This is a genomic window from Halogranum rubrum (assembly GCF_900114455.1).
Classification (GTDB): Archaea; Halobacteriota; Halobacteria; order Halobacteriales; family Haloferacaceae; genus Halogranum; species Halogranum rubrum.
This window is the reverse complement of record NZ_FOTC01000001.1, coordinates 690,261-715,001: the sequence shown is the minus strand read 5'-3', so window position 1 is coordinate 715,001 and position 24,741 is coordinate 690,261. Positions and strand designations below refer to the sequence as shown.

General features: G+C 63.1%; 18 protein-coding genes. 6 read left to right on the top strand and 12 right to left on the bottom strand.

All coding sequences use genetic code 11. The features are described 5' to 3' along the window. Window positions 1–28: 28 nt before the first annotated feature. From BM083_RS23100 to BM083_RS03310, 4 genes are all read right to left on the bottom strand, one after another. Window positions 29–2,857 (bottom strand): hypothetical protein, encoded by a 2,829-nt coding sequence (locus tag BM083_RS23100; protein ID WP_177197525.1) that lies wholly within the window; start codon window positions 2,855–2,857, stop codon window positions 29–31. 334 nt (window positions 2,858–3,191) lie between these two features. Further along, on the bottom strand, window positions 3,192–4,682 hold the full coding sequence (locus BM083_RS03320; protein WP_143085671.1) for a hypothetical protein: 1,491 nt from the start codon (window positions 4,680–4,682) through the stop codon (window positions 3,192–3,194). A 98-nt stretch (window positions 4,683–4,780) separates the two neighbouring features. Beyond that, window positions 4,781–5,755 (bottom strand): hypothetical protein, encoded by a 975-nt coding sequence (locus BM083_RS03315; protein ID WP_089865716.1) that lies wholly within the window; start codon window positions 5,753–5,755, stop codon window positions 4,781–4,783. Between the two features lies 1 nt (window position 5,756). Next, window positions 5,757–7,016: a YyaL domain-containing protein gene (locus BM083_RS03310; protein ID WP_177197524.1), complete on the bottom strand. Its 1,260-nt coding sequence runs from the start codon at window positions 7,014–7,016 to the stop codon at window positions 5,757–5,759. A gap of 449 nt (window positions 7,017–7,465) precedes the next feature. On the opposite strand from BM083_RS03310, the gene BM083_RS03305 reads away from it, so the two are divergent. Genes BM083_RS03305 through BM083_RS03295 form a run of 3 tightly spaced genes read left to right on the top strand, consistent with a single transcriptional unit; the run spans window position 7,466 to window position 10,479 of the window. Then, window positions 7,466–8,215, top strand: coding sequence for a hypothetical protein (locus BM083_RS03305; RefSeq protein WP_089865713.1), 750 nt, complete (start codon window positions 7,466–7,468; stop codon window positions 8,213–8,215). Continuing rightward, a complete protein-coding gene (locus tag BM083_RS03300; protein ID WP_089865710.1) occupies window positions 8,212–9,513 on the top strand; it encodes a DCC1-like thiol-disulfide oxidoreductase family protein in 1,302 nt (433 codons plus the stop codon). The genes BM083_RS03305 and BM083_RS03300 overlap by 4 nt, the downstream gene beginning before the upstream one ends. A 48-nt stretch (window positions 9,514–9,561) precedes the next feature. Then, window positions 9,562–10,479, top strand: a complete 918-nt coding sequence (locus tag BM083_RS03295; protein WP_089865707.1) for a hypothetical protein — start codon at window positions 9,562–9,564, stop codon at window positions 10,477–10,479. Window positions 10,480–10,502: 23 nt separating this feature from the next. Here the strand turns inward: BM083_RS03295 and BM083_RS03290 are convergent, their stop codons facing one another. From BM083_RS03290 to BM083_RS03280, 3 genes are all read right to left on the bottom strand, one after another. After that, window positions 10,503–11,186, bottom strand: coding sequence for a haloacid dehalogenase type II (locus BM083_RS03290; RefSeq protein ID WP_089868334.1), 684 nt, complete (start codon window positions 11,184–11,186; stop codon window positions 10,503–10,505). A 62-nt stretch (window positions 11,187–11,248) separates the two neighbouring features. Then, window positions 11,249–12,109, bottom strand: coding sequence for an extracellular solute-binding protein (locus BM083_RS03285; RefSeq protein WP_177197523.1), 861 nt, complete (start codon window positions 12,107–12,109; stop codon window positions 11,249–11,251). Between the two features lie 75 nt (window positions 12,110–12,184). Continuing rightward, the gene (locus BM083_RS03280) at window positions 12,185–13,318 is read right to left on the bottom strand and encodes a site-2 protease family protein (protein WP_089865700.1); all 1,134 of its coding nucleotides are present in this window, start codon (window positions 13,316–13,318) and stop codon (window positions 12,185–12,187) included. 251 nt (window positions 13,319–13,569) lie between these two features. On the opposite strand from BM083_RS03280, the gene aglF reads away from it, so the two are divergent. Then, a complete protein-coding gene (gene aglF, locus BM083_RS03275) occupies window positions 13,570–14,325 on the top strand; it encodes a UTP--glucose-1-phosphate uridylyltransferase AglF (protein ID WP_089865698.1) in 756 nt (251 codons plus the stop codon). Between the two features lie 56 nt (window positions 14,326–14,381). On the opposite strand, the gene BM083_RS03270 is transcribed toward aglF, so the two are convergent. Both BM083_RS03270 and BM083_RS03265 read right to left on the bottom strand, forming a co-directional pair. Next, window positions 14,382–15,887 carry a lipopolysaccharide biosynthesis protein gene (locus BM083_RS03270; RefSeq protein ID WP_089865695.1) on the bottom strand — a complete coding sequence of 502 codons (1,506 nt, stop codon included), beginning with the start codon at window positions 15,885–15,887 and terminating at the stop codon, window positions 14,382–14,384. Window positions 15,888–15,988: 101 nt separating this feature from the next. Beyond that, window positions 15,989–17,155, bottom strand: coding sequence for a glycosyltransferase (locus BM083_RS03265; RefSeq protein ID WP_245756839.1), 1,167 nt, complete (start codon window positions 17,153–17,155; stop codon window positions 15,989–15,991). Window positions 17,156–17,279: 124 nt separating this feature from the next. Here BM083_RS03265 and wecB point away from each other — a divergent pair, with 124 nt between their 5' ends. After that, the gene (gene wecB, locus BM083_RS03260) at window positions 17,280–18,392 is read left to right on the top strand and encodes a non-hydrolyzing UDP-N-acetylglucosamine 2-epimerase (protein WP_089865692.1); all 1,113 of its coding nucleotides are present in this window, start codon (window positions 17,280–17,282) and stop codon (window positions 18,390–18,392) included. Between the two features lie 138 nt (window positions 18,393–18,530). Continuing rightward, window positions 18,531–19,772: a glycosyltransferase family 4 protein gene (locus BM083_RS03255; RefSeq protein WP_089865689.1), complete on the top strand. Its 1,242-nt coding sequence runs from the start codon at window positions 18,531–18,533 to the stop codon at window positions 19,770–19,772. A 278-nt stretch (window positions 19,773–20,050) separates the two neighbouring features. Here the strand turns inward: BM083_RS03255 and BM083_RS03250 are convergent, their stop codons facing one another. From BM083_RS03250 to BM083_RS03240, 3 genes are all read right to left on the bottom strand, one after another. After that, window positions 20,051–21,853 carry a class I SAM-dependent methyltransferase gene (locus tag BM083_RS03250; RefSeq protein ID WP_089865686.1) on the bottom strand — a complete coding sequence of 601 codons (1,803 nt, stop codon included), beginning with the start codon at window positions 21,851–21,853 and terminating at the stop codon, window positions 20,051–20,053. Window positions 21,854–21,929: 76 nt separating this feature from the next. Next, window positions 21,930–23,201 carry a nucleotide sugar dehydrogenase gene (locus tag BM083_RS03245; protein WP_089865683.1) on the bottom strand — a complete coding sequence of 424 codons (1,272 nt, stop codon included), beginning with the start codon at window positions 23,199–23,201 and terminating at the stop codon, window positions 21,930–21,932. Window positions 23,202–23,285: 84 nt separating this feature from the next. Further along, complete coding sequence (locus BM083_RS03240) at window positions 23,286–24,719, bottom strand: sulfatase-like hydrolase/transferase (RefSeq protein ID WP_089865680.1); 1,434 nt, start codon at window positions 24,717–24,719, stop codon at window positions 23,286–23,288. Window positions 24,720–24,741 lie beyond the last annotated feature (22 nt).

Below are 24,741 nucleotides of genomic sequence, written 5' to 3'. Positions count from 1 at the left end.
GCTACCGTCCGACGCTCTCTTTCTCGTGTTACTTCTCGTCGAAGTTGACCGACGCGTTGCCGTCGACGTCGGAGGTAGTGATGTCGCCGGAGAACCGGTAGATGTCGACACCCTCATCGACGATGCCGACGACGCGGTTCCCGCTGGAAATGCGGTCTTCGCGCGCGTCCACGCCCTCGCCAGCGTCGACGTCGTTGGTGGACGTCTCCTTCTTCAGTTCGCCCGAGACGGCAATCGTGTAGTTGGTGACACCCTTCGTGTTCCGGCCGTCGACGGTGATGGTGTTCGGCAGTTCCGAGTCGTCGGTCTCGTCGGAACCATCGGACTCGGCCCCGAGCGTCTCGGGGTCGACTTCCTCGCCGTCGACGGTGATGGTGCCGCCTTCGGTGAGTTTCTCGGCCGTACCGAGCGTCCCCTCGATTTCGAAGCTGTCGACGTAACCCGACCAGACGGAGCCCTCGAGGACGCCGTCGCCGACCTCGTTCGAGGCGGCTTCGACGGCTTCCGCACTACCGTCGAAGGTGATACGGTAGTCGACGCGACCGATGTCCTTACTCGGACCGTGGACCGTGAGCGTACGCGTGCTCGGGCCGTCGCCGGCGGCGGCGAGTGCGTCCGGTTCGACCGGTTCGCCGTTGTAGTAGAGCGTCGCGCTTCCTTCCAGGAACTCGAAGTCGGTGACGTCGCCGGAGAACTGGATGGCGTCGACGTTGTTCGTCACCCAGCCTTCGAGTTCGCCGCCGTCGAGCGAGTCGTACTTGCTCAGCGACGTGCCGAGTGCCGGGTGGTCGGCGATGTCGCCCGAGACGTTCACGCGATAGTTCGCCGACTCGCCGTTCGGGACGACCTGCAGCGTGTTCGGATAGTCGTCGCTCACAGCGAGCGTCTCGACGTCGACGGGGGTGCCGTTGACTTCGGCCTCTGCTATACCCTGGGGGAAACTAAACGAACTGAGTCCGCCCGCGAACTCGTAGGTGTCCGTCACGCCGTCGCTGCGAATCTTCGCGTCGACCGTTCCCGATTCGATGTTGTCCCACGGTTCGTTGTCGCTCCGTCCGCCGATTGCACCCGTCGCGGAGAACTTGTAGTGCGCCTGCGTCCCCGTCCCGTAGACCGTCACCGTGTTCGGCGTCTTCTCGTCGCCGGACGACCCAGAGTCGGTAGACGCGGATTCGGTGGACGAAGAGTCGGTGGACGAAGAGTCGGCGGACGCAGAGTCAGTGGACGCCGAATCGGTTGACGCGGAGTCAGTGGACGCCGAATCCGTCGAACCAGCGGAGTCCGTGCTGTCCGACGAACCCGAAGAGTCAGCGGAGTCAGTCGACCCCGAATCCGTCGAATCCGTCGAACTGGAACCGGAGGAACTGGTCGGCTCTCCGCTCAAACTCGGCGCGGGACAGGAGTCACCGTTGGTGAGGTTCGACGTCGACACCTGCGAGTCACCGAAGATGGTCGCCTGTCCAGAGACGTTGACGTTCGTGTCTTCGACCGTGGAGTTGTCGGAGTTACGGAGTGCGATGCCGTCGCGGTTGCCCGTCAGTTGAAGACAGGAGTTGCGGACGACAGAGCCGTTGCGGTTGTAGACCTGAATCGCGGGGTCGGAGCCCGAAGACGAGCCAGTGACGCTGACGCCGTCGAGTTCGACGCCCCACGGTCTCGCACCGGTGTCGCCGAGACGGGGGTCGGTCGGGTCGTCGATACGGACGGCGGCGATGTCGTCCGCTCCCAACTCGAACCGGCTGTCTCGGATGGCCATTCCACCGGCAGAGCCGTCGACCCAGACGGCTGCCGCCGTCTTCGACGGCGCGTTCCGGTAGACGAAGTTACAGTTCTCGATGTATCCGCCCTTGTCGCCGCGGGGGCCAGTCTCCCAGATGATGCCGTGGGGGTTGATGAGTTCGCCGCCGTTCTCGTCGGGTGTCTCCGTCGCGTCGACGACGAAGTCACACCCTTTCACGTAACAACCGCTGCCGCCGATACGGAGCGAGGTCTGGTTGTTGTTCTTGAACAGGCAGTTCTCGACCTTTACGTCGCCCGTACAGCGGCGAGCGTAGATGGCGTTCGTTCCGGTGTTCTCGATGTGGGAGTTCCGGATGATGAGTTCGCCGACGTGCTTCTCACCGAGCCAAACGCAGCCATCGTTGGAGTCGTTACCGAGATGACCGTGTGAGGTGATGTCGGTCGGTCCCGTGCGCACGAGTCCGTCGACGATTGCCGTTCCGCCCTCGTCGATGATCTGTGGGCTCAGGTTGTCGACGGCACCGTTACCGCTCGTCGGGTTGAAGCCCGCGAACTCGACGTCCTGCACGCGCAGGTTGTCGTTGGCCTTCAGTAACAGTCCGAGGCTTCCCTCCTTGTCGTCACCGTAGTCGATGGTGAGGTTCTCGACGAGGATGCCGTTTCCGCCGCCCGTGCGGATGAGGAACTGCGAGGCTCCCGACTCGGAGACGAACCGGACGTCCGACGGTTTGTCACCGAGACCACGGATACCCCAGTTGTTGAGGCTTCCTTCGGCGTGGTCGTTCTTCAAGAAGTAGGTCCCTGGCGGGAACTCGACGAGGGTGTCCTCGTCGTCCATCGTCTGCTGGAGCGCGTCGTCGATTGGCTCGTTCCCGTTGGGGTCCATGCCTAAGTCCTCGACGGCGTTGACGACCGTACCGAACTGAATCCCGTAGCGTTCCGCCGATGCAGCGGACACGGTCCCACTCAGACCAGCGGATCCAAGGCCAGTCGTTGCAGCCGCGGCAGCGCCCATCGCGAGGACGTCTCGTCGGTTCAGCAGTGAGCCGCTGTTCGATTCTGCCTCCGCAGTCTCCTGGTTTCCGCTGTCATCGTGCCGTTCAACATTCTCAGACATTCTGGAAAGGCGAAAGAAGAAGATAATTATAACTCTTGCGATTTCGACTGTCTATTTTGTCTGTTCGTCTTGTAATTTTACCAGATAAAATTAGAATGTTTAGAAATATAGAGTATCTGTACAAACAGAATTAATCCATTCGAAGGTATCTCCAAGGTCGAAAACGAGTAGAGGGTGCTGAATAGATGAGAGAGAAAAGTCGATGCTGGTGTCGGTATCCCGCGTGAACGGCTGGAGGCGGGGTGACATCACGTCGAGTACAGGCTGTCGGATCAGTCATTCACCGAACCGAAATCGTGTCAGAGAGAATCTGCTATCGGAGCGAAGTCGTACTCTACTCACTCATCGACGTGGGGTCCAGTTGACAGAGCCGTTCGTACGAGATGTCTTGCGCGACGAACTCGCCCTGTTGTGCGGCTAACCACTCTCCGGTGCCGGTGACGTTGATGTTCTGGAGCGAACTGCCCGGCGACTGGACGAGTTTGACCACGTTCTTCGCGTCCGAGACGGAGATACAGCAGCCATCGAGCGCGGAGTTCGGTCGGCCGTTGATCTCGATCATCGGGACGACGCCCGCGTTACTCCCCTCGATGACCAAGTTGGTGAGCGTCACTCCCCAGGGTTTCGCTGCGGTCTTGCCGAGTCGCGGGTTCTCCGGGTCGTCGATGCGAATCGCCTGCACTCCCGGGACGTTGATACTGAACCGCGAGTTCTTCACGGTGAACGCACCCGCAGAGCCGTCAGCCCAGATGGCCGCGATGGTCTTGTTGGGCGCGGAGTTGTAGACGAACGAACAGCCGTCGATGACACCGCCGCTCAAGCCTCTGTTCCCCGTCTCCCAGACGATTGCGTTCGGGTTGATGTACTCGCCGACGTTGTCCGGATGCGCGTTGTCGGTGTCGAGGAAGAACGTACAGTTCTTCACGAGCGACCCCTTACCACCGATGCGTAACGACGCCTGGTTGTTGTTCTCGAATCGGCAGTTGCGAATCTCGACGCGTCCAACCGCTCGTGAACAGTAGATGCTGTTCGTCCCCGTGTTCGCGAAGTGGCTGTTTCGGATGCGGAGGGTACCGACGTGGTCCTCACCGAGCCAGATACAGCCTGCGTTGGAGGTGCCGTCGAGGTGGCCGTGCGAGACGATGTGTGTCGGGCCGGTGCGAACGTAGTTGTCGACGACAGCGAGTCCACCCTTCGACAGAATCTGCGGGCTCAAGTTGTCCAGCGCACCGTTCTGGGTGGTCGGATTGAAGCCGATGTGTTCGACGTTCTGAACGCGGAGTTTGTCGTCGAGACGGAGAACGTTCCCGATGGAACCGTTCCCCGGTCCGTGGTCGAACGTGACGTTTTCGAGCAGGAATCCGACACCACCTTCCCGGATGTTGACGAACCGACGTCCCTCTCTGGCGGGTGTGGTGAACACGACGGCGCCTCTGTCGCGTCCCAGTCCACGAATTCCGAGGCTACTCACCGTCTCGACTTCGTGGCTCTCGTCGAACCGATAGGTCCCCGGCGGAAATTCGAGCAACGTATTCCGTCGGTTCTCGAGAAACGAGAGGAAGGCGTCGTCGATTGGCTCGTTCCCGTTGGGGTCCATGCCTAAGTCCTCGACGGCGTTCAGCACGGTTTTGAACTCGATACCGTAGCGGATGACCGGCTCGTCGGGAGTTGGCCCCTCGTCGGGTGTCGGCGTGACTGGCTTTTCTTCGGGAGTGGACGTGACCGTCTCCGGGCGTTCCGGTGTCTGTGAACACCCGGCGAGAACACCGACCGTCGCAGTAGCAGCAAACAGTTTGAGATACCGGCGACGGTTCATTTCAGTCATCGATACTCTCTGTATGACTATCGTTATTGAGTCTGTAACGCACGTGTAGAGGGTTCGTACCAGTTCTCGCGTACATAGCGGGGGTTTGTGACGGTGTCTCAGTCGAGGTAGCCGAGATCGCGGAGTCGCTCCGTCGCCTCGTCGACGGATTGGTCCGACTCGTGTGTGGTGCTGGTCTCTGCGACGACGGTACGACGGGTCTTCCCTTCGACGACGAGCCACGGCACCTTGACGAGACTCTCCGCGTAGACGCCCGGCGGGTGACCGTACATCCGGATGGGAACCGGACACGGGTACGGCGTCTCGCCGATGAGGTTGCCGTGGTCGGACGTGACCACGGTTCGGCCCTCCAGTTCGTCGACGAGTTCTTGGACGTACGGAAGCACGACCTGCAGGTTCTCACAGTAGGCGTCCCAGACGTCTCGTTCGGCGACTTCACCGCGCTGGAGCATGTCCCAGACGTTGAGGTGGTCGCTCGCCGCGGCGTCGCCCGTCGCCATCCGTCGTGACAGTTCGATACCGGCTTGATTCTCGAAGAGTGCCTGTCCGGCCTCACCGACGAACGGGTAGTGCGGTTGGACGAAGTGCGAGATGATGCGCTTGTCGGGGTACTCCTCTTGAGCGCGCAGCGTCGCCTCGACCATCGCCTCGGGCATGACGGTGTTGAGTTCGTCGTCCCACGCGTCTTTCCAGACGGAGACGACGGCGTGGAACGGCGCTTCGAGACGGACGTCGACCTGTGGGTTCGCGGTGACGTAGACGATGTCGTTGAACGTTCCGCCGGCGAAGTTCCGCGTGAGGAACTCCTCGGTGTTCGACCCCCGAGAGATTCGCGTGCTCAACTCGCCCTCGATAGTGTTGTGGTCACGGAACATGTCGTAACGACACGCGTCGAGGATGAGCAGGTTGTCCCAGTCCTCGTCGACGACGGCGATACCCTCGTCGTCGGCGACGTGGCGGAAGTACGGTTGGACGAGCGCCGTCCGCACGGCGTAGGGGACACCGATGTCACGCCACCACGACGTGTCGTTCCAGTGTCGTTGCAGATTCGTCTTCAGTATCGAGAAATCCATATCAGTGTGTCTCCGTCGTCGCCGCGAGATACTCCGCAACCGCGTACGCCATCCACGCCTGACACCAGCGCATCAGCGTGAACTGCTTCGTGTAGAGGCGGCGTTTCTGGTAATAGAACTGTCCGCTGCCGGCATAGAGGTTTGCTAGTGCCCAGTCGATGATGCGCCGAGCGAACGCGGTGTCACCCGACTTCGTGAACACGAGGATACCCTGCGCGACGGCGTGGATATCCTTCGGATACGAACTGTCTTCGTCCCAGTTCGGCGCACCGTTCGCGTCGAAGAGCACGTCGCGGTAGAACGGTACTGCCTTCGACAGCGTCTCTTCGTAGCGGTTCTCGCCCGTGACCTCGTCGTAGTGGAGGTACGACTCGATGATGAACCCGTTGTGGTGGTTGTCCATCGAGAGATGTGACGCCGACGCCGGGTCGCGGTACATCCACCCGCCGAGGTCGGTCTGTTTCGTCGCCAGATAGTCGAGCAGGGCAGCGGCCTTCTCTCGGTACTCTTCGTCACCGAAGTAGTCGTAGAGGTCTACGAGCATCCGTGCGCCGATGGCTCCGCCGTTCAGGGTGTAGAACTCACCCGTGTAGTGGGGCTGATAGACGATTCGTGCGCCGCCGTCGAGTTCGGTGTACCGAAGGTCCTCGACGAGGAAGTCCGCCGCCGTCCGTGCCACTTCGGCGTACCGCTCGTCGTGCGGCGCGAGTCGGAGCAACGCCTTTACGGCGTACGACGTCGGGATGATGTTCGGCGTCTCGGCCGGGCGACGCTCGTCTAACTGTTGCATCGCGTGGCGGTGGCCGCCGCAGAACCCGCTGTACCCCTCACACTGGTTCTCGATGAGCCAGTCGCCGAGATACTTCGCCTCGTCGAGATAGAGGTCGTCGCCGGTGAACTCGTAGGCGGTCAGGTTCGCCATCGCGAACAGAGCGGTGCCCTTGAAGTTCTGACGCTTCTCGACGAGAAACAGTGGTCTGACGTTGATTGGCGCACGTTTGATGCCCTCTTGGACGACCAGATTGAGCCACTTGTTCTCGACGGGCAGTGCTCGGAGGAGCCGGCTGCTCATCCCGTCGAAGTAGTCGTAGCCGGTGTAGTTGCGGTTCCGTGCGTACGCGAGGGTGTCGGTCAAGAGACCGACGGACAACTCGTCGTCGCCGTTTGGCGGTTCGCCGTAGCGAGAGCGTCTGTTCGTCTCGTTCTTCGACCGAAACAGGTTCGACGCTGCTCGGCCAGTAATCGGAGGAAGTTGTATCATGGCCTGTGGTATCCGTCTCGCCGGACAATCGTCCGGCAACACGTCCTTATCGTGAGAAGGGCAGAGAGTGGCTTTGTTATGCAGTGTGTGCTCCTCGGTAATGAGTGACGACGACAGTCGTCGGTCGCGGTTGTGCCCTCGACATCTCGAACAACTACCGGGACGACGGTCAGACTGCTAATCGAGACAGAACCGGGACGTGACACCTTCTCGCGGACCTTTCTGAGTATCGGACAGTAGATAGATGTCAACACTCTTGAAATAAGGGTCGCATTAATCCAGATTGTGGTGTGAGAAATCCATTGATAACTATGTATCCATATATCGAGACCAATACATGAATTCGTGTCGAACCTATCGTGTTGCACACGTCGACCCAGTGTCTAACTCACACAGCCATACAGCGGCGTCGAACCCAGATTCTTCCGAGTGGGGAGGAGCGTAATACTGTGGCCGACGTGGTAGCTCTGCAGATAATCTCTCAGCTCAGACCCATATTTGACCTCGTCGTTCCGGTGTTCGTCGTCGGATTCTTCCTCGCCGCACTCGTGGCTATCGTGTTGTCACGTAACAGGACGGTACGTACGACGTACCTCGCGGGATTCTTTGTGCTGCTCCTAGTGGTCAACCTCTTCGCACCAGTGACACCAGCGCCGGTCATCAAGTGGCACAAGTTCTCGGAAGTCCGAGACACCGAGCAGACGGAGTACGCCTTCCGCGTCGTCGACGCCGACGGGACGGAACTCATGTACGACGAGGATGCGACGCTCAACACCGGGAGTGTCGCTCTCTCGTTGGTCCGACTCCGTATGCAAAACGAGTTCTCTTCGGAGAAGAACGCGGAAGTCGCCCAGTGGTTGCTCGACCGGGCGAACACGCGTCGCACGAGCGTAGAAGCGGCGTCACCCGCTCGATTCCTTTCGTTCCCCCGCCACGGGATGTCGAACGCGTGGACGGCCGAGAAACTCGCCGGGTACTCCGAGTTCACGTCGATTCGACTCTACCAAATCGACATCACCACGTCGGAAGATGGGACAGAAGTCGTCGCCTACGACGAGACACTGCTCTACGAATACCACGAGGACCGAGGCACCGTCCTCGACTTTTCTGTCGACAGTGACGAACTGACTGAATCCGTCGTGAGCGAGTCCATCGATTCTCGCTCACGCGTCACGGCCACGGGAGGTGTCGTCGCATGAGTGTGCGCACGCAACTCCGCTCGCTCGGGTCCGTCTTCGTGAACTACGTCGCCGACCCCGTGCGTGACTCACCGGTCAATCTCGCAATGGCACGCCTCGTCATCGCGTTCTACGTCGTCTGGAAGACGGCGTGGATAGACTGGGGCATCTTCATGGAGGTTCCCTTCGTCGCCTTCGACGAGTACGCGTTCCTCTTTCCGACTACCTACCCGCAACTGCTCGTCGTCGAGAAGTATCTGCTCCTCGTCTCGGTGCTCCTCTTTGCCGTCGGCTACCGGATTCGCCTCACGGGGTTCCTCTCGGGACTCATCTTCGGTCACGTCGGTCTCCTTCGGTTCTCGATGAACGGGTCCGGCGGGACGACGGCCATCTTCATCTCGGTGTACTTCCTGTTCTTCTTCGCGCTGTTCGCCTCACAGGACGAACTCTCCGCCGACGGCGTCCGCCGGACGGGTCAGCGTTCGTTGGACGCGCTCATCACACAACTCAAGAGTACGACGTCGACGACGTTCCGCGCGGACGCACTGAAGTACAGTCTCCTCGCTCTCGGTATCATCTACTTCGGGTCGGCCTTCGACAAACTGTTCCCAGACCTCCAGAAGTTCCAACCCGAGTGGGTCATGCCGTATAACCTCTCGCGCATCGTCACGACGTTCCACGCGACGCGCGACCAACTGTTCCCCTTCAGTCAGGAAGTCGTGAACTACCCCGTACTCGTCTTCGTGATGGCGACGACGGTTCTCGCACTCGAAGCGGGACTCATCGTCGCGATGCTCGCAAAGCGGTCCATCACGCCCTTCATCCTCGGTCTCGCCGGGTTCAAGTTCTCGTCTATCGTCCTGCTCGGCATCTTCTTCGGCGACGCCATCGTCTTCTTCCTCTTGTTCTTCACGTGGGACACGGCGTACCGTCGTCTCGTGAGTAGTCGTCGGGTAGACGTGGTGTTCGACGAGCGTTGTTACTTCTGTGCGCGCAGTCTCTACCCGTTCAAACTCCTCGACGTGAACGACACGATGACGTTCTACTCGCAGTCGGACCTCCCGGAACAGTACCGAAACCGGAAGGGAATCGACTACACCACCGCGATGTACCTGTTCGACGAGGACGGCAACGCCTACCGCGGCTACTGGGCGTTCCGCGAACTGCTCCGGCAACTCCGCGTCTTCGCCCCCCTCGCGTGGGCGATGGGCACCCGACCGGTCGCCGCCGTCGGCGAGCGTATCTACGAGTACGTCGCCGCCAACCGCAGTCGTCACTTCGTCTGCTCTGTCGACTTCGACGCCGAGACGGAACTGTAACGCTCTCGGCCCACTCGTTCATCACCCTCGATAACGTAGCTTCGAAGAATGCGCTACTTCGGTTACGACGCCATCATCGACGACGGCGACTCGATTCAAGCGACCTACGACGGCGGCGCGACGCACATCGGCGTCCTCAACGGCTACGACCCGACAGTCGACTCGTACCCGCTCGTCTTCGACGAAGACCGCCCCTTCGCCATCGAAGGCTGTGGCCCCGGTGTCAGTCAACTGGGTCACGAAGAGGCCGACGACCGCCCGATAATCGACGTCTGCGGCCACGGCGCACGCACCTACAAGCGCGCGCCGACGATTCAGAACCTCTCTATCGTCGGCGGAGCACCGGCCATCCGCGTCCGGTGTGCGCCGTACACCTCCATCTCGAACGTCTACGTCACCGCGGCGGGCGACGGCGTCCACGTCGCTCCCGACGAGCACAACTGCTACGGGACGAGTCTGTTCAACGTCCAGGCGTGGAACTGCGGCGGCGACGGCTTTCGGTTGGAGAGCGAGGCAGGCCCGCACGCCACGCAGTTCTTCGGCTGTCAGGCCATCGCCAACAAGGGCGTCGGCTTCCGCCTCGACGGCTACAAGACGGCGATGCTCGGCGGGTCCTCGCAGCTGAACCACGGTCACGGTATCGACGTACGCTCGCCCGCAATCTCCATCAAAGACGCCTACATCGAGGGCAACGGCCGTCGAGAAGACTATCCCGTCGAACTCTACGGCCGCCGCGCCCACGGGCTGACCGTCGCCGACTGCTACTTCCACGGAGCCACCCCGCGCGAGGTGTGGCACGACCACGACGACGTCCAGCGAGCGGTCAACCTCCACGAGTCGAAGTCGGTGGCCGTCCGCGACAACGTCTTCCGTAGCTACGGCGACGCCTTCTTCGCCGGATTCGACACGAAAGCGAAAGTCGAAGGAAACTACGCGATTGGCGACACGCCGCTGCGATCCGGGTAGTCGAAAGAGTCCTCGCTTACCGCTCAGACTCCCAGTGCGTCGGCCAACTCGTAGAACGTCTCGATGGTCAGGTCCGGGTCGCCGTCGAACGGTTCGTACGGCGTCCCCTTCCGGTCGACCCAGACACCCTGCATCCCGGCGTGTTGGGCCCCCATCACGTCGAACCATCCGGCCGTGACGTGCGCAATCTCCCGAATCGGCGTCCCGGTTCGGCCCGCCGCGTGGCGGTACAGTTCTGCGTCGGGTTTGAACGTCTCCACCTCGTCGGCGCTGATGGTGTCTTCCAGTAAGTCGCCGATGTCGGCGTGTTCGACCATCGAGTCGAGCATCTCGGGGTTGCCGTTCGAGACGACGTAGCAGTCGTAGCCGCCATCGCGGAGGCGTTCGATACCGTCGCGCACGTCGTCGAAGACGTCGAGTTCGTGGTAGACCGACAGAATCTCGTCTCGCTCTTCCTCACTGATGACGACTTCGTGAGCGTCGAGCGCGTACTGAAGCGCGTCGCGGTTCACCTCGTAGAACGGTTTGTACACGTCGATGTGGTTGCCGACGAAGGTGTACTCCAGCGAGCGCGCCCGCCACAGTTTCGACACCGGTTCGGGGTCGTCGACGCGCTCGGCCAGCGCCTGTTCGGCGGCGTCGACGTCGACGAGCGTGCTGTAAGAGTCGAACGTGACCGTCGTGACGGCCTCGGGTGCAAACGACATCTCAGACATCTCTGGGTCGTACCTCGAGGCGACGTCGCATCAATCTCTCGGCAGTCGAGAGATTACTCGACAGGCTGGTCGACGGGATACGCACCGGGGACGGTGAATCCGTGGTCACGAAGTCGAGTCGTGTCGGTGGTCAGCGACTCGACCCACGCCGACCCGGCGTCGGTCATCGCGGTCACACCGTAGCGAATCGGTGCGCCGTGGACGGTCCGGTTCGGGAGGGCGAGACTCGCCGTCGCGTATCTGTCCGCCTCCGTCGGGTCCGAGAAGTCGATAGCGGACGGGAGGTCGACGAACGGCAGGTCGTGTTCGACGGCCATGTTCGTGTAGACGAACGCCGCATCGAGTTTTCCGGCTTCGAGCGCCCGCACGAGCGCCGTCTCCGGAAAGACGTGCGAGTCGTCGAGCAGAGTGGGCGCGGCCAGACCGGCCTCCTCCGCCAACTGGAGGGCGAGAACTGTGCGATATCCGAGTGGGTCTGCTTTCGGGTCGGTTCTCCCCAGTCGGACGTCGTCGCGTTCGAGCGTCCTCGCCCAGTCGGAGTCGAGTGCGTCGGCGTACGCGGAGTCCGGGTTGTAGGCGAGTACCAGCGCGTTGGTCGCAAAGAGCGTCACGTTCGTCGCCAGCCCTTCGAACAGCGTCGGGTCGGCCAACGCGAGTACGTCCGGGTCGCGTGCGCCGTCGACGACGAGGTTTCGGACCGTCAGACTCCCGTGGGCTTCGACACTTGCCCCCGGTACGTCGCTCGCGAGGGCGAGGAGACTGCCGGCGACGAGCGCCTTCGCCTCGTCCGTTGTCGAGCGTTCCTCACCGCCGGTCACGAACCGGACACCCTGAACGCCGGCCGTGCCGAGTGTCGCGACTGCCAGTCCCCCTGTAGCGACACGGCGCACGAACGTCCGTCGGGTCGACGTCACGGGACGTAACTCTCGACGGTTTCGACAAAGCTGTTTCGCACCCTGCAACGGTTACGTCACGTCGGGACGAGAGACTCACCGCGAGACACCGATGCCCTGCCGAATCTCGACAGCGGCGAGAAACGACTCCTGGGAGACGGTGCCGACTATCCGTCCGTCTGCTTCGACGAGTGCGTAGTCCGCGTTCTGTTCGCCGAGTTCGGCGAGCGTGTCGAAGGCGTCTGCGGCCGCATCGACACGCATCGGCGGGGGTCCCATCACGTCGCCGACGAGCGTCGTCCACTCGTCTGTACGCGGCTGCGCTCTGAGGTCGTCGAGCGTGACCAACCCGACCACTGCGCCCTCGTCGACGACGGGGAACGCCGTTCGGTGGCGTCTCATCATCAGGTCGACGAACGTCGAGACGGTGTCGTCGACAGAGAGTGTCTCGACGGACGTGTCCATCACGTCGGCGACGGTCGACCCCTCCAAGAGGTCGTCGAGGAGGCTCAGTCGGGTCTCCGCCGTGGCCGCCCCGTAGACGAACAGCGCGACGAGGATGAGGACTGGGTTGAACGCGAGGACACCGACGACGGCGAAGACGAGCGCGAAGGTGACACCGATTCGAGCGGCGATACGGGTCGCGACACCGTACGGCCGCGAGCGAGCGAGGAGCGCCCGGAGGATTCGCCCACCGTCCATCGGAAACGCCGGAAGGAGGTTGAACACGGCGAGCGTGACGTTGACGACCGCCAACCACCCGAAGACGAAGACGACGACGGGGAATCGGCTGGGGACGACTCGAACGAGCGCCGCACAGCAGAGACCGACGAGGACGCTCGTCACCGGCCCGGCGATGGCGATCCAGAACTCGCGGTTCCACGCGCGCGGGATGGCGTCGAAGCGAGCGAGACCGCCGAACACCCACAGGGTAATAGAGACGGTTTCGAGGTCGTAGCGCCGAGCGACCCACGAGTGACCGAGTTCGTGCAGGAGGACGCCGACGAAGAGGCCGAGGGCGGCGGTGACGCCGATGACCCACGGAACGACACCTGCACGGAGGACGGCGACGTCCAACGGCACTGGGGCGAACCGATTGATGAGACCGGTGTAGAGGGCAATCTGTTGGCCGCTGCCGATGAGCCACGCCAGTATCGGGAGGAAAAGGAGTAGCGAGATGTTGACCCGAATCGGGATGTCCCAGATACGACCGACCGTGTAGCTCCGCATAGAGAGAGTACGTCGGCGACGACATTGACACTTCGTTCGTGAGTTGTGAGTGCGCGTTTCCGCTCAAAGCAAACGGCCATCGACCGAGATGGCGGCGTTCTTCGTCGTTCCGGACGCGCTCTCGACGGTCGAGGTGCCCGGAATCACGCGGGTAGTCTGATACTACCGGGTTTCGTTGCGAGCGACCGATTTCCTGGGTGGCTGTTATTCGACGCGTAACAATACCCTTCTCGTACGTGGTTTCGGTCGTTATGCAAGCAGTCGTCCTCGCCGCAGGGAAGGGAACGCGTCTCCGCCCGCTCACAGACACGAAACCGAAGGCGTTAGTCACTGTCGACGGTGAACCCCTCCTCACACACTGTTTCGAGGAGCTCCGAACGCTCGGGGCCGAGGAGTTCATCGTCGTCGTCGGCTACCGCGCCGAACAGATCATCGAGTACTACGGCGACGAGTTCCGCGGTATCCCCATCACCTACACACATCAGCGCGAACAACTCGGTCTCGCGCACGCGCTGTTGACCGTCGAAGAGCACATCGACGACGACTTCATGCTCATGCTCGGCGACAACATCTTCCGTTCGAACCTCGACGCTGTCGTCCAATCACAGAAGGAAGAGAACGTCGACGCGGCGTTCCTCGTCGAGGAGGTTCCCTACGAGGACGCCTCCCGTTTCGGGGTGTGTGTGACCAACGACGCCGACGAAATCGTCGAAGTCGTCGAGAAACCGGAAGACCCGCCGTCGAACCTGGTGATGACCGGCTTCTACACGTTCTCGCCCGCCATCTTCCACGCCTGTCACCTCGTGCAACCCTCCGACCGCGGCGAGTACGAACTGCCGGACGCAATCGACCTCCTGATTCGCAGTGGGCGCTCTATCATGGCGATTCCGCTGGACGGCTGGCGCATCGACGTCGGCTACCCGGAGAACCGCGACGAGGCCGAGCGCCGACTGATGGCCGAGTCCGAACAGTCGTCGATGCAGCAGGCGGAGTCGCTCGAAGACTGACCGACCCGCGAACCGAAGCGAGGCCGACTGCACTCGCGTTCTTTTTATCCCGACGCTCACTGCCCGGCCGTGGCTACGACCGACCGAAGGACCGCCGGTGCCTCGTAGTCGAAGACGAGTTCGAGGAGACCGACCGCCGCGACGTAGAGAGCGACGCCGACGACGACGAGTGCGGCGGAGGCGACGAGTCCCTCGTAGAGGGCGAGTGACTCACGGACGGCGTAGACGCCGAGACCCATCACGACACTCGCGAGTGCCGGGAAGCCGACGACGCGGAAGAACCGTCTGAAACTGCCGTCGACGGTTCGGACGGCGACGTAGGAGGCGACCGGTTCGGAGAACAGTGCGGAGTTGAGGACGATGACCGCCGCCGTCCCCGCGATGCCGTACGCCTGTGTCGCCGGGTAGATGAGCACGGCGATGAGCAGGAGTTTGCCGAACTGAATCTTCGTCGCGTAGTCCGGGCGACCGACCGCCTGAAACAGTGGTCCCGTCGTCGCGCCGAGCGACCGCAACAGCCCCCAAAGCGCCAGAATCTGCATCACTTGCGCCGCTTCCTCCCACGCCGGTGGGAGGAACGTCGCGACGAACGTCGGCGCGACGACGACGATGCCCACGGCCGTCGGGAACGACAGCACCGTCGTCAACGTGAGCGCCTGATAGAACGCGCTGCGGAGGCGCTCTACGTCGTCTTGGAGTTTCGAGTAGGCGGGGAAGGCGACGCTCGAGACGACGTGGGTAATCTCCGTCGCCGGTGCGTTCGAGAAGCGATACGAGAACTGGTAGACGCCGAGTGCGCTCGCACCGAGTAGCCACCCGACGAACGCGTCGTCGCCCTCGTTGATGAGGTAGACGAGCAGTCCCGACGCCGTTATCCACTTTCCGTAGCCGAACAGTTCGTCGAACTGTTCGCGGTCGAACGAGGGTCGTGGTCGGTAGTCGTGGATGGCGTAGGAGATAGCGAGCGCGACGAGCGCTCCGACGATGTCACCGATGACGAACGCCCACGCGCTGCGATAGACGAACGCCACGGCGACGGTGACGACGGCTATCGTCGCCGCCTTGCCGACGCGGTAGACGAACTCGCGGTGGAACGCGAGGTTCTTCCGGAAGTAGATGACGCCGGGGTTCTCCAGTCCTTTCAAGAGCGGCAACACCGCCATCGCCTGGATGAGGGGTTCGGCCCGTGGATTGCCGAAGAAGTCGGCGATGAACGGTGCAGCGAGGAAGGCGACTGCGCCGATACCCACCCCGCGCAGCGTCCGTAACGTCCACGCCGTGTCGAGGTAGGCGTCGACGTCGTCGTCGCGGTGTTCGATGAGTGCCTCCTCGATGCCGAGTTTCGAGATACGGCGGAGTGCCGCGAGCGTCAGGAGCGCGAATCCGACGAGTCCGAACTCCGCTTGGGTTAGCAACCACGTCAGCGCGCCGAGTTTGAGGAACTGGAGGCTGCGACCGAGGCCGTTTGCGAGCGACGCCCAGATGCCGCTCTTGACGGTCTGCTCGCCGACGCCACCGCCGGGGGTCAGCGTGGCGAGCAGGCGCTTCAGTCGCTCGCGCATCGGTCACTCACGGTATCAGCGTTGTGTGCAAGTGGCCATAACGCCAGCGATTGGCCGAGAGCCACCGGTGTCTCGTCACGCTGCATCACGGTTCACCACACTCACACCTCACCGGAGACCGTCCCGACCTCGGTCGCTGCACTGGCGCGGTCGGCGGCGACAGCGACGTCGGCGACACCACGCTCGGCAGCGCAGTAGACGGCGTACGTTCGTTCGGCGGCGGTGCCCCAGTCGTTCTGTATCGCCCGGATGCGGTTACTCGACCCGACGGCAGAGAGGTCTTCGTCGCGGACTCGCTGCATCTGTCGGCGAAGACCCTCGGGGTCGTCGGGGTCGTAGAGCAGGTCGTTCTTCTCCGAGAGCGTGTCGGGAAGACAGCCCATTCGCGGGGCGACGACCGGCCGCCCGAACGACATCGCGAGGACGGCGCTCCCCGACGTGAGCACTCGCTCGAACGGAAGGACGACGGCGTCGCTGGCGGCGAAGTAGTGCTGTATCTCGTCGTCCGGGACGAACCCGAAGTTGGTGTGGACGCGGTCGGTTCGTTCGCACAACCCGAAGAGACGTGCTCTGTCCTCGGGGTTCGTCGGCGGCCGTCCCGCGAGCAGGAGGTGACTATCTGGGTCGTCCATCTCTCCGAACGTCTCGACCAGTCGCGTGACGCCCTTGTACGGTCGGATGTTGCCGAAGTGGAGATAGACCGTCGCGTCGTCGGGGAGCGAGAGCGCTTCGCGCGCCTCTCGACGGGAGACGTCGTCGGGATAGCTCCCGATGTAGTTCCCGTGTGGGACGACGGCGACACGTGAGGCGTCGGTGCGGGAGATGTCGTACACGTCGATGACTTCCTCGCGTGCGTGTTCCCCGTGCGTGATGAACCCGTCACAGAGTCGCGCGACGACCCGCCGAACGGTCAGTTCGATGAGCGGGTGGCGTCGCTCGTGGTCGAGCGTGTTGTGGACGGTCCAGACGATCGGCACGCCCATGAGTTTGCACACCGTGAGCTCGAAGAGGAGTCTGAGGCCGAGAACGAGTGTGACGAGTTTGTTGTGCATGACGAACAACGAGTGTGCCCAGTGGAGATGCAGCACGTCCGGCCGGTCGCCGACGACGGACTGTAGAAGCGGGAGAGGCGCTTCGTGGTTACCGGTCCGAACGGTCACGTGCTGGTCGTTCAGGGCTGCTCGGAGTTCCTGTTGATACGGGTTGTCGTCGTAGTACGGCAGAAAGAGGACATCGAGTGGAGGGTCTGAGTCGGTGGGGGACACCATTACCGGTCGGTGCTATTCGGTCTGCAGATATAAGGCCTGTCACTTAGCTGTACTCTCTCTGTCGATTACGCTCCAAGAACTACTCTCCAAAACGTACATTCCGCTCATCCGTGAAGTGGACGTAATGACCGACCCAACAGGCGACGACGTGCCGGCTGTTCTCGTCGTCGTCGGAACCCGCCCGGAGATTGTCAAACTGGCCCCCGTGATTCGGAGCCTCCGACGAACCGACGCGCTTGACGACGCACTCGTCCACACGGGCCAACACTACGACGACGAACTCAGCGGGTCGTTCTTCGAGACGCTCTCGCTGCCCGCACCCGACGTCTCACTCGACGTCGGTAGCAGCGACCAGAGCCGACAGACGGCGGACGCGCTGGCCGGACTCGGTGACGTACTTCGGTCGCGCGACCCCGACGTTGTCTTGGCACAGGGAGATACGAACACCGTCCTCGCGGCCGCGCTCGCGACGAGTAAGCACACCGCTCGGTTCGGCCACGTCGAGGCAGGAATTCGGAGTTTCGACCGCTCGATGCCCGAGGAGGTCAACCGCGTCGTCGCCGACCGAGTGAGCGACTGGCTGTTCGCACCCACGTCGACGGCCGTCGACAATCTCGCCGCAGAGGGACTCACCGAGGGCGTCGTCGAGACGGGAAACACCGTCGTCGACGCCTGTCTCCGGCATCGAGAACTCGCGGCCGAGTCCTCGGACGTACTCGACCGATTCGACCTCGCTGCCGACGAGTACGTCCTCTCGACGATTCACCGACCCCGGAACACCGACGACCGAGAGCGACTCCGGACCATCGTCGAGACGCTCGACTCGGCCCCGTATCCAGTGGTTCTCCCGGCTCACCCGCGCCTGCAGAACGCCCTCGGAACACTAGGCGTGGAACCGACTGGGTCGCTCCGCGTCGTCGACCCGCTCGACTATCTCGACTTTCTCGCGCTCCTCTCGGATGCACGACTCGTCGTCACCGACTCGGGTGGCGTGCAGGAGGAAGCCTCTATCCTCGAAGTGCCGTGTCTGACCGTTCGGCCCAACACCGAACGGCCGGAGACGGTCGACGCGGGCGTGAACGAACTCGTGGAACCGACGGCGCTCGGGGACCGCCTTCGGCGTCTCTGCGCCCACGACGACGAACGCCGAGAGATGACCGGCGCGCCGACGCTGTACGGTGACGGCGAGGCCGCACGGCGAATCGTCGACACGCTCGTCGAAGAACTGGAGGCGTAAGGTGCATGTGTTTATCCCACTGCCGGACGGCAGTGAAGGCAATCGAATGGAGAGACGTGTCCCGGAGACGACTGTGGCGACGAAATCGACGACGAGCGTGACGATGTTGGTGACGGACGACGGGCGGAGGCGCTGCTGATGCGCATCGGAATGGCACTGCGAGGGTTCTTCCCACACGACATCCGCATCGAGAAGGAGGCGCGGACGCTCACAGCGGCGGGTCACGAGGTATTTCTCCTCTGTCTCGGCAAGCCAGGCCAACCGGAGCGCGAGCGGTTCGAGGACATCGAGGTCACCCGCATCCACCGTCGAGAGGTCTACAACGTCGTTCAGCGGACGCTCAAGACCTTTCGCTACGTGACGACGCTCCACGACACCATCTGGGCGCGTGAGATGCGCGCGTTCGTCGAGGCCAACGACATCGAGGCCCTCCACATCCACGACCTGCCGCTCGTGAAGACGGGACTCTCGGTCGCCGACGAGTACGACTTGCCGCTCGTGGCCGACCTCCACGAGAACTATCCGGAGGCGGCCAACCAGTGGCGCAAGGGGATGGCACTCCCGCGGATGCTCGTCCAGAAGACGTTCACGCCGCGTCCGCGCCTGAAACGGCTGGAGAAGAACTGTGTCCACCAGGCGGACCACGTCATCACCGTCGTCGAGGAGGCCCGCGCACACTACCTGCGCGACTGCGGCGCAGACCCGACGACGGTCTCTGTCGTCTCTAACACCGTCGAACTGTCACGCTTCGACGATGCGGAGCTAGAAGACCTCGGCTACGACGACGAGTTCGTCATCTCCTACGTGGGGAGTTTCGGCCCCCACCGCGGTCTGGAGACGGCCATCGGCGCGATGCCGGCAGTGGTCGAGAAGGTGCCGAACGCGCGACTCCTCATCGTCGGTTCGGCGGGAGAGGACACCTACCAAGAGCGACTGGAACGACTCGCCGCCGAGAGCGACGCCGCCGACCACATCACGTTCACCGGTTGGGTCGACTTCGCCAAAGTCCCCTCCTACGTCGCCGCGAGCGACGTCTGTTTCGTCCTCCACACGGAGAACCCCCACACGTCGACGACGGTGCCGCACAAACTCTTCCAGTACATGTCCTTCGAGAAACCGGTCATCGTGACCGACGTCGGCCCACTGGGTCGTATCGTCCGCGAGACGGACTCCGGGCACGTCATCGACGACGGCGACTTCGACGCGATGGCCGACGCTGTCGTCTCGCTTGCGACGGACGAAGAGCGAACGAAGGAAATCGGACGGAACGCCCGGAAGGCCGTCGCAGAGCGGTACAACTGGGCGAACGAAGGGAAGTCGTTGCTCGGTGTCTACGAGTCGCTTACCGCGAACGGTGCGAGCGGTCGGCGAACTGAATAACCCACCGTGGCGCGCGCTGGCGTGACCTCCGTGTCACGCCGGTCGGCGCGTGAGGGACGACTGAGCACCACAACGAGCGAAGCGAGCGAGGAGCACAAAAGTCGGTTGGGGAGGACGTGGCTGTGGCTGTCGCGGGTCACCGCGCTTCGTGAGTCGCTCGTAGTGTGACGTGAGGTACGCTCCGAATCTGCGAGGTGAACACCTGCACTCGACGGTCAACTCACGGATAAATTCGACAGAACCTCACAGAAGAGACCGAGAGCAAAAGCGACAGAGAGCTACGAACTCCGGACCGTCCCCGTCAACAGGTTCGACAGCGCCATCACGTACGACCCGACTTCGTAGGCACCTTTGAACTGCTGGTCTGCGACGTTCATCCGCCCGTCGCGTGTCATGAAGCGCATCGGGACGCCGAGTCCGCTCGCGTCGGCCAGATTCACGCCGCGCGTGTTCGTCGCGTAAATCCACTCCATCGCCTCGCCGACCTCTCTGTCGTAGTTCTTCTCGCCGCCGGCGGCGTAGTAGTGCGCGACGGCGTTGACGAAGAACGTCTGGTGACACTCGTAGAGGAACTCCCAGTGCGGCGGCCGTCCGTCGCGGACGCCGAGTCGCTGGCGGAGTTCCATCCCGGCGAGCGTGCGGTTCGAGGGGTCCTCCCAGATGAACGACCCGTCGTCTTCCATCCGCTCCTCTATGGTGTAGTCCAGTACCTGCTCGACGTTCTCCAGATAACCCGTCCGGCCAGTCACCTCGATACCGCGGCACAGTCCCCAGAGCGTGTACATCTGGTTCTGGTGGCGTCGTGTGGTCGGGTTGTCGAAGTAGAACAGCGTCTTCCAAGCGTTCTGTTGCTCGACAATCTCGTACATCGCGCCGTCGATAGCGTCGTGAACGGCCTCGTCGCCGGTGCGTTCGTAGAGATAGGTCCACCCATAGAGGAGGAGACTGTCTTCGCTGTCGGTGAAGTCGAATCGGCCCTCGGCGTGGGTGAACAGGTTCGTCGCCACCGCGAGGTGGTCGACGTCGCTCTCGTCGCCGCCGAACACGTCGTCGGCGAGGCTGAACGCGAGGGTCAACGGGCCGATACCGTAACTCGGCATCTCGCCGAGCGTCGCCTCGTCTTCGATTGCGTCGGCGAAGTACGCGAGTTGCGAGCGGAGTTCGTCGTCGTACCGGTCGTCGCCCTCCTCGGAGACGCGCCACTGCATGAGTCCCATGAGCGCGAACGTCGCGTAGCGCCACTGGTTCTCGTCGTTCGGACGCCAGTGAATCCCGCCCGACTCGTCGATGTCGTAGTCCAGTGCGCGAATCATCCGTCCTTCGTCTTCGTTCCAGAAACCGTTCTCGTCCGTTGGTCGGAAGAGACAGTCGAGGGCGTCGTCGAGATACCGCTCGTAGTCGAGTTTCTGGACACCGAAGACGATGTACGACGCGTTGTCCCAGTCGTCCTGTTCCATCAGTCGGTCCGAGAGGTCCTTCGCGTAGTCGACCATCGGCCGCTGGACGAACTCCGGTGCGTTCGACCCGTGGGCGTGGAGTCGGAACGGGTACTGGTAGATGAGGTCGTACGTCGCTAGCCGGGACATCGGGTAGAAGATGCGCTTGCCTTCGTCCGGCGTGTAGTACCGCTGTCGGTACTTGCCGCCGGTGTGGTACGGCGAACGCGGTGTCGGCACCGAGAAGACGTAGAGGCCGTCACCCGTCGTCACCCGCCGAACCTCGTCGGTCAGCGTCTCGATGTCGAGGAAGCGCCAGTCGTAGGGACCGAGCGACACTGCCCCGTCGAAGTGGTCGTCCGGGAACGGGAGTTTCGGGTCCTCGGGTTCGGTCCACTCGTAGCGGTCGACGGTGTCGCCGAGAATCTCTTGGGCGTACTCGATTGCGCTCTCCGAGAAGTCGAGGCGCGTGATGTGCTCGCCGTCGAGTCCGCGCGTCACGTTCGACTCTGAGGCGATGTCGAGGATTCGCGTGCGTTCGCCGAGTAGTTCCCACGCCGACTCCTTCTCCGCGTCTCGGAGATACTGGAGCATCGGCGCGGCCTCTGGCTGTTTTACCCACCGCTTGAGAACTTCGTCACGCATCAGTTACTCGTCTTGTTCTGCCGACTGTCTCTTAAGTGTGAACGTGCTACCGGCGCGCCCGCGGTCACGCCGAGCGTCATCTCCTCTCGCTCCGGCCGTGGCGACGCCCGTCGCCGAGACGACTGACGGCGAATCCGGCGTCGAGCCACGGTTCGGGGTCGAGCACGCCACGCGTGTCGACGACGGCCGGTCGGCGCATCTGGCTGGCTAACCGCTCCGGGTCGAGGTCCGCGTACGCGTCGTGGTCGGTGACGACGACGAGACAGTCGCTGCCGGCGACGGCGGTGTCGAGGTCCGAGAGCGGATACGCGAAGTCTGCGGCGTCGACGTGGGGGTCCGAGGCACGCACGTCGAATCCTTCGTTTTCGGCGAGACGCAGGAGGCGGAGTGCAGGTGTCTCCCGCGTGTCGTCGACGTTCCCCTTGTAGGCGACGCCGAGCACCGTCACGCGGGCGTGGGCGGTGCCGTCGAGGAGTCGGCGGACGTGTCTGAGCGTGTGGACCGCCATCGACTCGTTGATGTCGCGAGCGACAGAGATGAGTCGGGAGTCTGTCGTCGACTGCGTGAGGAACTGCGGGTCGACCGGGAGACAGTGCCCGCCGACGCCGGGGCCGGGCGAGTGGACGTCGACGCGCGGATGTTCGTTCGCCAACTCGATGGCGCGGCGCGTGTCGATAGCGTACTCCTCGCCGAGCATCGCGAACTCGTTTGCGAGCGCGATGTTGACGTCGCGGTAGGTGTTCTCCATGAGTTTCACGAACTCCGCCGTCGTCGGGTTCGTCCGGTGAATCTCACCCTCGGCGAAGTCGTAGAGGTCGACCGTCCGTGCTCTGGACGCGTCGTCGACACCGCCGACGAGTCGGTCGTTGTGGACCATCTCGTCGAGTGTCGCACCCGGCGACGCCCGTTCGGGACAGTGCGCGTAGTGGACGCCGCCGTCTTCGGGTCCCTCGCGCTCCAGAATCGGGCGGACGAGTCGCTCCGAGGTTCCCGGCGGGACAGTCGATTCGAGCACGACGAGGTCACCCGGGTCGAGGTTCGGCGCGACGGACTCGACGGCCGCGCCGACGTACTGAAGGTTCGCGACGTCCGTCACCTCGTCGAGTGGCGTCGGCGTCGCGACGAGGTAGGCGTCGGCATCGCTGGGGACGGTCGTCTGCGCGGAGACGTTCGCCTCGACGTCTGCAAAGAGGTCGGACAGACCGGGTTCCTCGAACGGGAGTTCTCCGGCGTTCACCGCCGCGACGACGTCCTCGTCGATGTCGACGCCGACGACGTCACGGGTTCGGGCGAGTAGCAGGGCAGTCGGGAGACCGATGTAACCGAGACCGACGACGGCGACGGTCATCGGTCACTCCAGTGGGGGGACGTTCGAGACACGTCCCAGTCGTCGGCCACCGTCGGGAAATAGGTTGGCACGCAGTGTGGCCACTCAGAGATAGCCGAGGTCTTCGAGTCGGCCGCGGGCGTCATCGTCGACGGTCCGCTGGTGGTCGTCGGCTTTCGCCGCTCGCTTGTACGTCTCCACGTCGACGTCGAACAGGTCGTGTGCCCAGTCGGGAACCGTCGGCGTCTCGTCGTGGTTCTCGGAGCGCTCGCGACGAGACTGCCAGCACGGTCGAGCGGAGTCGAGGTCGTACACGTCGACGCCACCCTCGGAGTCCCATACCGTCTTCGTCTCGCCGTCGTAGACGCAGCGAATCATCCGGTCCCAGTGGTCCGGGTCACGCTCGAAGACGTCGGCGTTGTTCGGCGTCAGCCCGACGACTTCCGCCGGGATGCGGTCCGCCGTCACGTCCGGTGTCTCACCCGCGGCGAGACCGACGACGAGTTCGCGGAGTCGGAAATGCGAGACGTACTCGTCGACGGTTTCGAGGTATCCGTCGGGCGCGTTGACGATGCAGAGTGGAACGTGGAGCACGCCCTCCGAGAGGCTGGCGAGGTGGCCGAACAGGCCCTCGTCGGTCTCGGTGCCGAGGTTCTCGCCGTGGTCGGCCGTAATCACGAACGTCGTCTCGCGGTCGGTTTCGGCCTGTACGCGGTCGATGAACCGCGTGACTTTTCGGTCGAGGTAGTCGACGGCAGTTCCGTACAGCGCCCGGTAGTTATCGAGGTCGGCTTCGAACGCCTCGGGGTCGGCGACGACGTCGCCGTTGTCGAACGCCTCGGTCGTCCACGTCGTCGGCACGTCGTGGAGCGAGTCGTCGTAGCCGCGAGTGACCCGATGCGGTTCGTGGCCGTCCATGAGGTTGAGAAAGCCGATGAACGGACGCTCGCCGTCGTCGAACCGCTTCTCGGCTTCACGAAGAACGACGTTCGCGCCGTCGTCGAACAGTTCCGGCCAGTCCTCCAGTGGGCCGTGTCGAACGAGGTCGTTCGCGCGGAACAGCGCGACGTTGGCGAGACTCTTCAGTGGACTGTCGCTGTCCCGTATTTGCCGAAGTAGTTCGAGGTAGGTCTCGACTCCCTGCTCGCCGTGTTCGCGGATGAACGCGCTCGGGTCGAGTCCGTCGGGAAAACGGTGGTAGCGCGAGACGTCGCAGAAGTCGTCGAACAGCGTGTCGAAGCCGTAGGCCGACCCGGCGTAGACGTTGGCGCTGACGCCGACGCTCCGGTGGTCGGGAAGGTCACCGAGCAGGGTGTCCTCACGGTCGAGTGCCGTGAAGTCCAGCGCGTGGGTGTGGATGCCGTGTTGATGCGGGAGTCGCCCCGTGAACATGCTGGCGTGACTCGGCGTGCTCCACGCACTCGCCGCACGGCACTGCTCGAAGGAGGCGTCCGCTCGGGCGCGGAGTCGGGGAGCGTAGTCGTCGAAGAAATCCTTCCGGACGGTATCGAGACAGACGAGAACGACGTTTCGGGTCATCGTGAGGGTCGTAAGTGTTCGC

Bases quoted from the DNA above. Each gene is read 5' to 3' on its own strand.
- BM083_RS03255 (WP_089865689.1), top strand. From the start codon at position 18,531: ATGCGCATCGGAATGGCACTGCGAGGGTTCTTCCCACACGACATCCGC.
- BM083_RS03315 (WP_089865716.1), bottom strand. From the start codon at position 5,755: ATGGATTTCTCGATACTGAAGACGAATCTGCAACGACACTGGAACGAC.
- BM083_RS03250 (WP_089865686.1), bottom strand. From the start codon at position 21,853: ATGCGTGACGAAGTTCTCAAGCGGTGGGTAAAACAGCCAGAGGCCGCG.
- BM083_RS03320 (WP_143085671.1), bottom strand. From the start codon at position 4,682: ATGACTGAAATGAACCGTCGCCGGTATCTCAAACTGTTTGCTGCTACT.
- BM083_RS23100 (WP_177197525.1), bottom strand. From the start codon at position 2,857: ATGTCTGAGAATGTTGAACGGCACGATGACAGCGGAAACCAGGAGACT.
- BM083_RS03245 (WP_089865683.1), bottom strand. From the start codon at position 23,201: ATGACCGTCGCCGTCGTCGGTCTCGGTTACATCGGTCTCCCGACTGCC.
- BM083_RS03310 (WP_177197524.1), bottom strand. From the start codon at position 7,016: ATGATACAACTTCCTCCGATTACTGGCCGAGCAGCGTCGAACCTGTTT.
- BM083_RS03240 (WP_089865680.1), bottom strand. From the start codon at position 24,719: ATGACCCGAAACGTCGTTCTCGTCTGTCTCGATACCGTCCGGAAGGAT.
- BM083_RS03295 (WP_089865707.1), top strand. From the start codon at position 9,562: ATGCGCTACTTCGGTTACGACGCCATCATCGACGACGGCGACTCGATT.
- BM083_RS03280 (WP_089865700.1), bottom strand. From the start codon at position 13,318: ATGCGGAGCTACACGGTCGGTCGTATCTGGGACATCCCGATTCGGGTC.
- BM083_RS03300 (WP_089865710.1), top strand. From the start codon at position 8,212: ATGAGTGTGCGCACGCAACTCCGCTCGCTCGGGTCCGTCTTCGTGAAC.
- BM083_RS03265 (WP_245756839.1), bottom strand. From the start codon at position 17,155: ATGGTGTCCCCCACCGACTCAGACCCTCCACTCGATGTCCTCTTTCTG.
- BM083_RS03270 (WP_089865695.1), bottom strand. From the start codon at position 15,887: ATGCGCGAGCGACTGAAGCGCCTGCTCGCCACGCTGACCCCCGGCGGT.
- BM083_RS03290 (WP_089868334.1), bottom strand. From the start codon at position 11,186: ATGTCGTTTGCACCCGAGGCCGTCACGACGGTCACGTTCGACTCTTAC.
- wecB (WP_089865692.1), top strand. From the start codon at position 17,280: ATGACCGACCCAACAGGCGACGACGTGCCGGCTGTTCTCGTCGTCGTC.
- aglF (WP_089865698.1), top strand. From the start codon at position 13,570: ATGCAAGCAGTCGTCCTCGCCGCAGGGAAGGGAACGCGTCTCCGCCCG.